This window comes from Acinetobacter sp. YH12135 (genome assembly GCF_013418565.1).
In the GTDB taxonomy this organism is placed as follows: domain Bacteria; phylum Pseudomonadota; class Gammaproteobacteria; order Pseudomonadales; family Moraxellaceae; genus Acinetobacter; species Acinetobacter towneri.
In genome coordinates, this window is sequence record NZ_VPBU01000024.1 from 1 (window position 1) to 13,208 (window position 13,208).

At 43.3% G+C, this 13,208-nt stretch carries 8 protein-coding genes, 3 tRNA genes and 1 pseudogene; 3 read left to right on the forward strand and 9 right to left on the reverse strand.

The window, feature by feature from the left end; genetic code table 11:
• Positions 1 to 95 (forward strand): transposase domain-containing protein (locus tag FTU70_RS12100; protein ID WP_046889966.1); only part of this gene is annotated, 95 nt, incomplete at its 5' end.
• A 27-nt stretch (positions 96 to 122) separates the two neighbouring features.
• Here FTU70_RS12100 and FTU70_RS12105 read toward each other — a convergent pair.
• The 3 genes and pseudogenes from FTU70_RS12105 to glyQ all read right to left on the reverse strand — a co-directional run.
• Positions 123 to 659: pseudogene (locus tag FTU70_RS12105) on the reverse strand (YaaC family protein); the annotation flags it as partial.
• Between the two features lie 258 nt (positions 660 to 917).
• Positions 918 to 2,987, reverse strand: coding sequence for a glycine--tRNA ligase subunit beta (gene glyS / locus FTU70_RS12110; RefSeq protein WP_180060656.1), 2,070 nt, complete (start codon positions 2,985 to 2,987; stop codon positions 918 to 920).
• Positions 2,987 to 3,973, reverse strand: coding sequence for a glycine--tRNA ligase subunit alpha (gene glyQ, locus FTU70_RS12115; protein WP_004976017.1), 987 nt, complete (start codon positions 3,971 to 3,973; stop codon positions 2,987 to 2,989). Before glyQ ends, glyS begins: the two co-directional genes overlap by 1 nt.
• A gap of 202 nt (positions 3,974 to 4,175) precedes the next feature.
• On the opposite strand from glyQ, the gene FTU70_RS12120 reads away from it, so the two are divergent.
• Complete coding sequence (locus FTU70_RS12120) at positions 4,176 to 5,279, forward strand: HPP family protein (protein WP_096901312.1); 1,104 nt, start codon at positions 4,176 to 4,178, stop codon at positions 5,277 to 5,279.
• Between the two features lie 226 nt (positions 5,280 to 5,505).
• Here FTU70_RS12120 and FTU70_RS12125 read toward each other — a convergent pair whose 3' ends face one another.
• A complete protein-coding gene (locus FTU70_RS12125) occupies positions 5,506 to 5,772 on the reverse strand; it encodes a PspC domain-containing protein (protein ID WP_180060657.1) in 267 nt (88 codons plus the stop codon).
• A 318-nt stretch (positions 5,773 to 6,090) separates the two neighbouring features.
• Between FTU70_RS12125 and FTU70_RS12130 the strand changes: the two genes are divergently transcribed.
• Positions 6,091 to 6,663 carry a hypothetical protein gene (locus FTU70_RS12130; RefSeq protein WP_180060658.1) on the forward strand — a complete coding sequence of 191 codons (573 nt, stop codon included), beginning with the start codon at positions 6,091 to 6,093 and terminating at the stop codon, positions 6,661 to 6,663.
• A 261-nt stretch (positions 6,664 to 6,924) separates the two neighbouring features.
• Here the strand turns inward: FTU70_RS12130 and FTU70_RS12135 are convergent.
• The 5 genes from FTU70_RS12135 to FTU70_RS12155 all read right to left on the reverse strand — a co-directional run bounded on the left by FTU70_RS12135 (position 6,925) and on the right by FTU70_RS12155 (position 12,951).
• Positions 6,925 to 7,000 (reverse strand) — tRNA-Lys (locus FTU70_RS12135).
• A 52-nt stretch (positions 7,001 to 7,052) separates the two neighbouring features.
• A tRNA-Lys gene (locus tag FTU70_RS12140) sits at positions 7,053 to 7,128 on the reverse strand.
• Positions 7,129 to 7,149: 21 nt separating this feature from the next.
• A tRNA-Lys gene (locus FTU70_RS12145) sits at positions 7,150 to 7,225 on the reverse strand.
• Between the two features lie 194 nt (positions 7,226 to 7,419).
• A complete protein-coding gene (locus tag FTU70_RS12150) occupies positions 7,420 to 9,261 on the reverse strand; it encodes a long-chain-acyl-CoA synthetase (RefSeq protein ID WP_096901309.1) in 1,842 nt (613 codons plus the stop codon).
• Positions 9,262 to 9,519: 258 nt separating this feature from the next.
• The gene (locus FTU70_RS12155; RefSeq protein WP_180060659.1) at positions 9,520 to 12,951 is read right to left on the reverse strand and encodes an Rne/Rng family ribonuclease; all 3,432 of its coding nucleotides are present in this window, start codon (positions 12,949 to 12,951) and stop codon (positions 9,520 to 9,522) included.
• Between the last annotated feature and the right edge of the window lie 257 nt (positions 12,952 to 13,208).

Genomic DNA, 13,208 nt, shown 5'->3' on the forward strand with positions numbered 1-13,208 from the left:
CCTATTTAAGTGATGTGCTGAAAAGGTTACCGACACACAAAGTGACCCAAATTGAAGAATTGCTGCCGCACTGCTGGAAACCTAAATCGAATTAAAAAATAGGTATGGGATTCAGCGGACGCTTACGATCTATATACAATTTTTCCTTCACGAGGGAATCCATCTTTAAAATAATTAAGTCGTTTCTCCTTGAGAAACTTAGTTATATCCACTTTTGTTTTTTGTTCATTATCAATTATCACTTCAGTAAATAATTTATTGTGTTCTGAATTGGTTAGAATCTCTACATTAATGGGTAAAAGTTTTCTTTTATTTATTAAGTTTAAGCTATGACAGAGGCTGTGAATTTCAGGAATATTTGTTACAGCTTGACGAAAGTTTATGTTTAATGGGTGATTAATTTTTTTACCAAGTATTTCTGAAAATATAGCAAATATGTTCACGCCTTCATTGGTTTTAGGTTTTACCTGAATTACTCCTTCAGTGCCAAGAGGTAAGTTTAAGCCATGATGCTCATGAACTGTTTCAAGCTCAATTTTGTTATAAGAAAGGAAGCATTTAACTAAGTTGAGCATTCCATAGTATAAAAGAGTGGCTCTTGTAGGCAGTAAGACACTATTAGCTGCTTTGTAAAAGGACTCTGCAAGAGAAGAAAAATATAATGCACGTTCGAGAAAACTTTATTTTCACCACGGCTTTTTGATATTTTTTGTTGGAGATGTGAGTTAATTAACGACCATGGATCACTAGTTAATATTTGTTGATCACCAGCGTTTAAATTTGCAAAAGAAAATCTTAATTTATTATATTTAAATAGAGCTATTTCACCCTTTTCTAACTTACTCATTTTTACCCACATAAATAAAACCCCACTAATTTATAGCGGGGTTTCTTTTAATTTACAAGTAATTAAGACTTTAGTGCTGCAACACACTTACATCTGCAACACGTGTAAATAAATCACGTAACTGCGCGAGTAAACGTAAGCGGTTGGCTTTCAACTCAGCATCATCTGCCATCACCATGACACTGTCAAAGAAGGCATCAATAGGCGCACGTAATGCAGCCAATTGAGAAAGTGCAGTGGTGTAGTCTTTTGCTGCCAATAATGGCTCAACCACAGGTGTGATTTTTGCAAGTTCAGCGAATAATGCTTTTTCTGCATCTTCTACCAAGTTTACTTCAACGACAGTACCTTCAGGCGCGGTTTCTTTGGCTAAAATGTTGGCAACACGCTTGTTTGCAGCAGCCAATGCAGCCGCTTCAGGCAAGGCACGGAAGTGATTTACCGCATTCACACGTTTATCAAAATCTAGTGGAGATTTTGGTGATAAAGCTTGAACGGCTTGAATCACATCTACTGCAACGCCTTGGTCTTCGTATTTCGCACGGTAACGACCTTCAAGGAATGCAACAGCATCTGCCAAAGTCTTGTCGTGATCTTTTAATACATCGCCATAAGCAGCCAAGGCTAGCTTGATCAGGTCTTCGATAGATACATCAAGTTCATTTTCAGTCACTAGACGCAGGATACCAATGGCAGAACGACGTAGCGCAAATGGGTCTTTAGAACCTGTAGGTGCCTGACCAATACCGAAAATACCAGTTAAAGTATCTAGACGATCCGCAAGGGCAATCGTTGTACCCGTTTTGGTTTTAGGCAGAACGTCACCCGCGAATTTAGGTAAATATTGCTCACCTAAAGATTCAGCCACTTCATCATTTTCACCTTCAAGACGTGCGTAGTAAGTACCCGCGATGCCTTGAAGTTCTGGGAATTCACCTACTAACTCAGAAGTTAAGTCGCATTTTGCAAGCAGGGCAGCTTTTTCAGCATCTTCAGCTTTTGCACCCGTAATCGGAGCAAGTGCGACAGCCAGTTTAGCAATACGTTCAGACTTGTTCCACAAAGTACCCAGTTGTGCCTGGAATACCATGTTGGCCAGTTTCTCTTTACGAGAAGCTAATGGCTGTTTCTGGTCTTGCAGGAAGAAGAACTCAGCATCTGACAGACGTGGACGAACCACTTTCTCATTACCTTCAATAATTTGAGTCGGATCTTTAGACTCAATGTTTGAAACGGTAATGAAGTAAGGCTGTAATTTGTTTTCAGCATTCACCAGACAGAAATACTTCTGGTTATCCTGCATGGTAGTGATCAGGGCTTCTTGAGGAACGGCAAGGAAGCGTTCTTCAAAGCTGGCACGTAAAGCTACTGGCCATTCAACCAGTGCAGTGACTTCGTCACGTAGATCGCTAGGCACAATTGCAATCGCATTCACTTCATCCGCTAATGCTTTTACTTGCTGATCAATGATCGCTTGACGCTCTTCAAACGACGCCACAACGTAAGCAGCTTTTAACTTCGCGAGATATTCATCGGCATGCGTTAAAGTGATAGCTTCAGGTGCATGGAAACGATGTCCATAAGTGACATTAGCTGCCTGATGGTCTTGAATCGTTGCTTCAATTACTTGATGATCTTTAAGTAAAACGACCCATTTTACTGGGCGCACAAATTCAGTACGGCTTGCAGCAGAACGCATACGTTTTGCAATTGGCAGGTTGTCCAATGCTGTTTGTAAAATGTGTGGCAATAACGCATCAAGGCTTTGACCTTTCACGTCTTTTAAGTAGCACACTTTTTCAACTTTACCTGCTTGGAATGTAGAGACTTGATCTACCGTAATGCCTTGACCGCGCATAAAGCCTTCAAGGGCTTTGGTTGGTTTGCCTTCGGCATCGTAAGCAGCTTGAACAGCAGGGCCGTCAAAGCGTTTTTGTGTGTCTGCTTGTGCGGCATCGACATTAGCAATTTTAAGTGCCAAGCGACGTGGTGCTGCATAGGCTTCAATTGCATCAAAAGCCAAGCCTGCATCTTTCAAACCTTTTTCAGTTTCTGCAAGTAGTGCATCACGTAAGGTTTTTAAGCTTTTCGGTGGGAGTTCTTCGCAACCGAGTTCAAATAAAACTGTATGTTTAGACATTATTTGCTTTCCTCAGTATTTTGCGCTTTGGCTTCCGCTTCAACCTGTGCTTTTAATTGTGCCAAGACTTCATCGCGTAAATGCGGTTCAGCCATTGGGAAGCCTAATTTTGCACGTGCAGCCACATAACTTTGTGCAATAGAACGTGCCAAAGTACGAACACGTAAAATATAACGCTGACGTTCAGTCACAGAAATTGCACCGCGCGCATCCAACAGGTTAAAGCAGTGAGATGCTTTAATCACTTGCTCATAAGCAGGTAATGGTAATTCTGCTGCAATTAAACGGCTCGCTTCTACTTCATAGAAGTCAAACAGTTCAAACATTTTTTCTACAGGTGCGTATTCAAAGTTATAGGTCGATTGTTCAACTTCGTTTTGATGGAACACATCGCCATACGTCACAGTACCAAACTGTCCTTTAGTCCAAACCAAGTCGTAAACTGAGTCTACACCTTGCAGGTACATTGCCAAACGCTCAAGACCATAAGTGATTTCGCCTGTTACAGGGTAGCATTCAACTCCACCCACTTGCTGGAAGTAAGTGAATTGCGTCACTTCCATACCGTTTAACCATACTTCCCAACCTAGGCCCCACGCGCCAAGTGTTGGAGATTCCCAGTTATCTTCCACAAAGCGAATGTCATGCACCAATGGGTCAATTCCAATCGCTTTTAAAGAATCTAAATACAACTGCTGGATGTTGTCTGGGTTTGGTTTCAGCACCACCTGAAATTGATAGTAGTGTTGTAAGCGGTTCGGGTTTTCGCCATAACGACCATCTTTAGGACGACGAGATGGTTGTACATACGCCGCGTTCCATGTTTCTGGACCTAAAGCACGTAGGAAAGTGGCAGTGTGGAATGTCCCTGCACCCATTTCCATATCGTAAGGTTGTAAAACGACGCAGCCCTGCTCCGCCCAGTAGTTTTGTAAGGCAAGAATTAAGCCTTGAAAGGTATCAATATGCGATATGGCGCGACTCATGGTCATCCACTTAAAATTAGAGAAAAATTGTGCTCAATTATAAGGATTTTGCGGGGTGCTGGCAAAGGTTAAAGCACAACTAGCGGTTGGTTGTTTGGGGTTTTACAAATTCACTGATAAATGAAAGATATAAAACAAATACATCATTACTAAATGATTGCCTTATAATCTTGTCCAATTGTCACCACTGGATTGCCTGCCCGTGTTTCATTCACAACTTGATTGGCTGAATACGCTGAAACCCAATTTTAAAGTATTGCCGTTAAAAGAACGCCTACTTTGTGGTTTGGGCGCATTATTGGGTTTGGCATTATCTTCCCTGATCAGTTGGTGGGTGTTGGGCGATATTAACGCATGGTATATCGCGCCAATGGGTGCATCTTCGGTATTGTTGTTTGCTGTGCCTGCCAGTCCTTTGGCGCAGCCGTGGAATATTGTAGTTGGGAACAGTATTGCAGCAATTATGGGCGTGAGCTGTGCTTTATATATTCCAAATTTAACCGAAGCCTTTAGTGTGGCTGTGGCTTTATCTATTTTCTTGATGATGACCACCGATTCGCTGCATCCACCGAGTGGAGCAGTGGCCATTACCGCAGTGCTTGGCGGAGATGCCGTGCGTGAGCTGGGTTATCACTTCATCTTTTATCCTGTGCTGCTTAATTCAGTTTTGCTGATGATGATTGCAATCGTATTTAACCGCATGATTGGCAAGCCTTATCCTCAAACGCCACAGTTGAATCAACGTACCCAAGACCCAACGCCTACTCAAAAAGCCACTATTCAGCCGCAAGATATTCAAGATGTTTTAGATGCACAAACCCAGTTGCTAGATATTAGTGAATACGACTTACAAAAAATCATTTTAGAAGCGCAACACAAAGCCAGTGAACGACAAACTCAAGCACTGACTTGTGCCGATATTATGAGTAAAGATGTGGTTAGTTTGCAGCAAGATGAGGATATTCACAGTGCTTTAGAAAAATTCAAACACATGAATTTAATGAGTTTGCCAGTCATTGATACTGAACAACATTTGGTGGGAACTTTGGCATTGTATGAAGTGGTGGAATGGTTTAAACACGCAACAGATTTGCCGTATAGCTGGAAACATCAAGTAAAACATATCATGTTGCGCCAAGTGGTCACGGTGCAACCGCAACAAAGTATTCAAGACCTTGTACCGTACTTTGTCGAGCGTTCTTTTAACTACATTCCTGTGGTAGAGCAGCAGCGTTTGGTGGGGATTATTAGCCGTGCCGATATGATTGCCGTCTTAAATCAACAGCTTGCTGTAAAGACCAATTGATTGACTTGTATTGTCGATGCGTATTCAACACGACTCAATCCTGAAATGCTGTGACTTTTAAAATATATTGCAGGTTGAAAGGCAAAAAAAAGCTACGATGCTTGGGGGAGCAATCGTAGCGAAAAAGAAAAAAACTGTGTAAATAAGGGATATCTAAGAGTGAATCAGCGAACGATTAAAACCTATAAATCTTACATGTGGTCAGTCTTTAAAATTTCAATACCATTTATCGGTCTTGATCAGAATTGACCGTGCGTATAGGTCTTGTGTAGCCCTGAGTATAGTTTGCTGTATTCAACTGGTTTTGTTTAGGGATCACCAACCACAACACCAAATACACCAAAATGCCTGGAAAGGCAGCACTCATCACGGAAACAATCACAAAAATTAAGCGCAGTAAATTTGCGTTCCAACCAAAACGTTCAGCAATACCACCCATAACCCCAGCAATCATATTTGAGCGGTTTGAGCGATATAAACCAACATTGGCCATCTAATTCTCCTTGAGAGATCTAAAATTCAAAATAAATACAGGCTGAGGTTTAGGTTTACAGCACATCATCTGTCTATAGAATAAAAATGGTGATGCACTTGGGTTTTTTAAAGGGCGGTGGCAAAGCAATTAGTAAAGTTATGTAACTTTTGGTGTTGCTTGAACCAGCATCCACCTAAAATATCGTAAAGAAGCAATGGGCAGAGTAAGCGCTTGACCACAAAGGATTGAGGAAAAGCATAGCTTACATTGAGCTGCCTATTCGGTGGTTTGAATAGGACTGAATATTCAGTCTAGTCACTCTATATGAGGGATAGTGTGTCGGCTAAATCAAATATTTGCGCAGTTTCTATATGGAGTGCAGTGGCATTGCTTGGATGCAATGATTCACAACTTGAGCATGCTGCAGTGCAAAAATATACAGAACAGGCAGAAACCAAAAGACTGACTGAAGTGGCAGGGCAGGCGATCGCACCCATGCAAATGGCTGCAACGGAACATCATATTCCAGAGAATCTTCTGACTTATGTGGGGCGCTATACCGTTCAGATTAGCTGTGAAGATAAGTTTGTTATGTGCGAAAGCGGAAAAGTCGATTATATTCTGACCTTATTGCCTGGTGGGACAGCGCATCGTATTTTTGTCAATGCGGGGCAAATCAGTTACGACAATAAAAAAAAATACCGCAAAGATTTATGGTTCTATGATGAAGACGCGCATCAAATTGTGGTGGCACGCGCCTCTGGGGTGAACTTTTACTATAATGTTGATCAAGACCATAATTTAATTATGGATAAAAACAAAATTGCGATTGCAACAGAAAATAATCGTGAATACTTTAAAAGCAATCCCTTACCTTCGCAAAACTATCATTTAATCAGAGCAAGTTAATTATTCGCTCATTCAATTCTTAGCCCATTCGTGAAAAACTTTTGGGCTTTTGTTTTTTTACATCAAGTTTTTATTTGGGATGTGTAAAGTATGATTTATCAATGATGGCACATCGTCTACAACTGAATTGAGCAAGGTGTAGTGGATAAAAGTGTTAGTCAAACAGGGCAGAATACGGGAATTCTATAGTAAATTACGAAACTGCACGATCCACAGAACAGTGCTGTGATGACTGGTAATTTAAAGATTTTTTAGAAGGAATGGTGGGTCGTCCGCGATTCGAACGCGGGACCAACGGATTAAAAGTCCGCTGCTCTACCGACTGAGCTAACGACCCAGAGGAGTAAAAATGACGCTGATCATTTTTAAAGTATCAACCTTGAAGAAGATGGTGGGTCGTCCGCGATTCGAACGCGGGACCAACGGATTAAAAGTCCGCTGCTCTACCGACTGAGCTAACGACCCATCTAAGGTTGATCAAGGAAATGGTGGGTCGTCCGCGATTCGAACGCGGGACCAACGGATTAAAAGTCCGCTGCTCTACCGACTGAGCTAACGACCCTGAACCAGCAATCAAGCAGGCTTGATTGTGAAGTGCAAGAAAAACCAGAGGGTTTTAAGCACCACTTCGTTTGATGGAGCGTATTGTAGCAAGATATGAAGCGAGCGCAAGTAAAAAATAAAAAAGTTGCCTATGTTTGATTATAAATGCAACAAATTTGTCGTATCTAATCAAAAAATAGGCAACATAGTGGCTTAGAAGCGATATTGATACTGTTGAATATTGTCGTAAATTTCTTGGGTCAGCTCGCAATAAGCAGATTGGTTTGGCAATAACACCAGAATTTTTTCATCACACTGTTTTAAATCAAAACCTTGAGTTTTCAGGGTGTTCTTCTGATATTTAAATGTACCTGTGGTTTGCATTTGCTTTTGAATGCGTAAAAAAACGGGTACTGCATAAGCGGGCATTGCTTTTTTAAACTCCACCAGCATTTGACGCAAGTCTTGTTCATCTAACTGGCAGCCTTCGTTTAAGGTAATCGCAGCCATACCTGCACGACCATTGGTATGTGGGATTTCAACGCCATACACGACAGCTTCAGCAATTTTTTCATAGTCACTGACAATGTTTTCTACTTCTGTGGTGGATACGTTCTCACCTTTCCAGCGGAAGGTATCACCTAAACGATCAACAAACTGGGCGTGACGGAAGCCAATGTCGCGGACTAAATCGCCCGTGTTAAAATAGGCATCGCCTTGTTTAAACACGTTTTGCATCATCACCGCCTTGTTTTTTTCAGGGTCGGTGTAGCCATCAAACGGTGAGCGACGGGTGATTTTTCCAATCAATAAGCCGACTTCGCCTTTTTTGACTTTCATGCATTTGCCTTTGGCATCGCGTACGGGTTCATTTTTTTCTTTATCAAACTGAATGACCGCATAAGGTGTCGGTGAAAAACCAACCGTGTTGTCAAAGTTAAACACGTTGCTAAAACCGACGTTGCCTTCGCTAGATGCATACAGTTCCAGAATTTCCTGAACACCAAAGCGTGTTTTGAATTTGCTCCAAATATTAGGACGCATGCCATTGCCAATCATTTTGGTCACACGATGCCCACGCTCTAAATCAGAAGCAGGCGCATCCATTAAATAACGGCACAATTCGCCCACATAGCCAATCGCAGAGGCATTGAATTTGTGTACATCTTGCCAGAAGCATGAAGTGGAGTATTTTCTACGGATGGCAAAGGTGGCACTGCCTGCAATTACGCCACACCAGCACACCACAATGCCTGTGGCGTGGTACAGCGGCAGAGTGCAGTACATCACATCATCCTGATTTAAACCCAAGACATGACCATAGGTACCATAAGCCAACGTCCAACGGCTATTGGTGAAAATCACCGCTTTAGGTAAGCCTGTTGTACCTGAGGTATAGATATAAAACAGCCCATCTTTGCCCTGTACTGACTGTGTGGTGGCAGGGTTAAAGCTTGGGAATGATGCAATGCATTGCGCTAAATTTTGAAAACCTTCAGGGGCAGTGCCAGCATCGGTACGGGTATTTTGATCTGCAAACCAATACAGTCGATTTTCTGTAAGCTCAAGTTCTTGGCGAATATCGGCAACGGCTTGACGACATTCTTCCCCCACAATCACGGCAATTGGTTTGACTAAATTGATGCTGTGCGCCAAAACTTTGGCAACTTGTGCGGTATTGACCAAAGCCACGGTAACGCCAATTTTTGCTAAGCCAATGACACTGGCAATTAATTCAGGGCGATTTTCCAACATCACCGCAATTACATCACCTTTACGTGCACCTATGCTTAAATAGTAATGGGCAATTTGGTTGGCCCAAGCATTGAGCTGTAAATAGCTGTACTGCTGATCTTCAAACACTAGTGCACAGCCATGCGGGTTACGATGCACGGCTTTTTCAAATGCTAGACCTAAGCCTGCAGGCGTGTTGGGTGTGCGTAAATAGGCTTGCTTTAACCCTGTGATCAGGTGAGGCACTTTAGTCATAAACTGCGGAATTTTTGCCGCAACATCCGTTAAGCCAATTAAATCGCTTTTTGTCATCTGGTTCATAAGAATCCTGTTTTTGTCATCATCCGTTGCATCTGCACAGCATCACGTCTTATTGTTTTGTAATCCCTTAGTCCTAGTGCAATCAACCTAATTTTTAGCTTTGACTGATGTTTTTATAAAAGCTGTTAAAAATCAAAAACACCTAACACCAAATTAACTTGCTTAAATTTAAGTCACCACTGCATTTGCTCTAAAGTAGCAAAAAAAATCCAGTCATTAAAATGACTGGATTTTTTTATTCCGCTGCAAAAGTGCGAATTAAGACTCAGTTGGCGGAGTTACTTTTTTAGGTGGACGACCACGTGGGCGACGCGGACGTGCAGTTTTCTCTTTTTCTGCTTTGTCCTGTTCAGATTCAGCAGTTTCGACTGGGTCATCTACTGCTAATTCCACTTGTACAGGTGCGACCACTTCAACGGCAGTTTCTTCTTGCGCTGCTGCAGTTTCAGTGACAGTTTGTGCAAGGTCGTCTTGCGCGTTCAACTCTGGCTGAGTAGCTTCAGTTGTAGCCTCTACTTCAGGGTTTACTTCTGTAGTTGCTTCGACTTCTGTGCTTAGCGCTACAGACGTTTCTGCAGTAGAGTTTGCTTCTACAGATGCGTCGGTAGTTGCCACAACGTCAGTCGTTGGCTCTGCTGCAGGTGTGCTTTCTGCTTCAGCTTTTTCTACTGCCTGTGCTTGCTTGGCTTGTTCCAAGGCTTGCTCAGCAGCTTGTTTGGCTAAACGACGACGCTCACGCGGATCGTTGGCAACACGCTTATCTGACACAGGTTTTGGTGGAGTCAGATCTAACACAGGTGCAGGTTCTGCTTCAGGAGCAGCTTTGGCAACTTCCACATCACGTGTGACAGGTTTTTTCTCTGCCACAGGCGCAGCTGTTGCAAGCGTTGCCGCATATTCATCGGTGAACTTTTGCAAAGCACGATTGAACGTTGGAATTAAACCAAACTGTTCAATCAGGACTGAGCAATCTTCACCATAGACGTGGCGAATCAGACTACCAATGCTGTATTGCGCTAAAGTTGGCACCTGTGAAGGCGTTAACTTTGGTGCAGCTGCTTGCTGTGCTTGAGCTTCACGTTGCTGACGACGACGCTGACGCGGATCGTTGCTGGCACGTTTTGCAGGCGCAGTCGGTTGTGCTTGTACTTCCGCAGGTGCAGCTGTTTCTTCTGCAACAACTGGAGCAGCTTCTACCGCAGCAACAGCTTGAGTTGGTTCAGCAACCGTTTCAGGCACAGTTGCTTCTACTGCTGTGACTGGTTCAGCCGCTAATGGCGCAGCATTCAATGCCACAATTTCAGTTTGAGCCTGATCGACATTCACCACCAAAGCCGTCGTGTTGAACTCTTGACGCGGTGCATCAATTAAGTCCACTTTCGGCTGATTAGAAGCCACTGCGGTAGGTGCTTGCTCATTCAATACGCTTGGGTCGCGGTGACGATTTGGGCGTTCTGGACGAGGCTGGTTACGACGGTCACGACGTGGCACGGCATTTTGCTGCTCATTGTTATTTTGAGCTTCTTGCTGCTGCGGTGCTTGGTCATTGCTGTGCTGACGACGAGAATTGCGTTTGTTTTCACGCGCTTCCTGACGTTGCTCCTGACGCGACATCTGAACCACTTCTTCATGCACTTGATGTTGTTGATTGTCGTGCTGAGTTTGTGGCTCACGTTGCTCTTTGTGCTTGTTGTTATTGTTGTTGCTATGACGCGGCTTTTTGTTGTTGTGACGCGGAGCCGGTTTGTCTTCACGTTCAGCAGATTTCTCTGCAGAGTCACGTTCAGTTTTTTGTGCCACTGTCGATGGTGTAAGGTATACATTTTGACTGCTTGCAGCAGGGGCAGCAGATGCAGTTGCAATTTGACCAAACTGACCACGGCTCACGGCACCGCTATTTACCATTTGCTCAATGGCTGCCGCCGCATTGTTGGCACTACGTGCTTGATCAATGGTGCTGGCTTGCTTTTGAACAAACAGGTTTTCTAACCATGCACATGGGCTTGCAGCTGTTGTGGCTGCCGCAGGTGCAAGCTGCTGTTGTGCAGATGCTTTATTTTGCTGTGCTGCTTGTGGTTTTCTTGCAGAAGTTTTTTCTGCCGCAGGTGCAGCAGCGTGGCTGTGCGATTGATCGGCTTCTTCTAAATGCCATTCAGAAGATTCATAACCCAACTCTTTTTCGCTTGAACGAGTTGCTTCAGTACGTTCATAGCTGGTTGGTGCAAAGCCTTCAGGATTATACGAAATTTCGTAATGCGGGGTTTCTAAGTGTGGGTGAGGTAATACAGTCACACGCACATTTGAAGTTTGCTCAAGGTAAACCAGACTGTGACGTTTTTCATTCAGTAAGAATGCTGCAATTTCAACAGGCACTTCAACCTGAACTTCGCCATGACGTTCACGTAGTGCAATTTCTTCCACTTTACGCATAATCGAAAGAGATAGAGAGCGTAAGTCACGCACCATACCTGTACCGTGACAGCGTGGGCAAACGTAACCAGTCGCTTCTTCAAGCGATGGACGTAAACGCTGACGGCTCATTTCCATTAAACCAAAACGTGATAATTGACCAAACTGGATACGTGCGCGGTCACTTTGAGTGGCTTCACGGAGTTTGGCTTCAACCATGCGTTGGTTACGGTCTTTGGTCATGTCGATGAAATCGATAACAACCAAACCACCAATATCACGTAAACGCAATTGGCGTGCAATTTCTTCAGCAGCTTCAAGGTTGGTATTTAACGCTGTATCTTCAACGTCTTGACCACGGGTCGATTTTGCTGAGTTGATGTCAATTGAAACCAATGCTTCAGTTTGGTCAATGACAATTGAACCGCCTGAAGGCAGTTTTACTTCACGCTCATACGCAGTTTGAATTTGGCTTTCAATACCAAAATGTGCAAACAGTGGTTCATTTAAAGTGTAAGTTTTTAGCTTGTCTAACTGACGTGGCATAACCGCTTTCACAAAGTTATAAGCTTCGTTATAGGCTTGTTCTGAGTCAATTAAAATTTCTGCAACATCATCACGCAAATAGTCACGAATGGCACGTGTGACGACACCTGCTTCTTGGTGTACTAGCATTGGTGATGGGCCTGAACTTGCAGTGCTTTGAATTTGTGCCCAAAGGTCCATTAAGTGTTGAAGGTCAAGCTGCAATTCTTCTTGAGAACGACCAATACCCGCAGTACGCACAATCACGCTCATGCCACGAGGAATGTTCAGTGAAGCTAACATCTCTTTCAGTTCTTCACGGACTGAACCCGAAATTTGACGACTGATACCGCCACCTTTCGGGTTGTTTGGCATAAGTACTAAATAACGACCTGCCAAAGAAATGAAGGTGGATAGCGCAGCACCTTTGTTGCCACGTTCTTCTTTTTCTACCTGAACCAAAAGCTCAGTACCTTCAGTAATCAGTTCGCGGATATTTGAAGTTTGGCGAGGATCGGCTTTGTAGTAAGAGTTTGCGATTTCACGCATAGACAGGAAGCCTTGGCGACCTGCACCGTATTCAACAAATACGGCTTCTAAAGAAGGTTCTACACGGGTCACATGACCTTTGTAGATATTCGATTTTTTTTGTTCACGGGTACGATTTTCTAAATCAAAATCGTAAAGACGCTGACCAGTGACAAGTGCAACGCGAATTTCTTCGGCATGTGTTGCATTAATCAACATACGTTTCATGGGTGTAACACCTAATAGTGATACACAGCAAAAAATCGCTAGACACGTAGCGAACATCAAGCATCACGGATCAACTGCTCAGATCTCAAAAAACCTATTGTGGTCTGAGCTTTTTTTACCGGCCTTATTTAGGTTGGCTGCGGTGTATGATTCACGTATTGATGATGGCAATACGGCTTTAACCTTTAAACGGATAAAGTCACCTGATCGCTTCACTGGCGGACGAGCGGTGTATTGGATGTGTGTAACTTTCACTG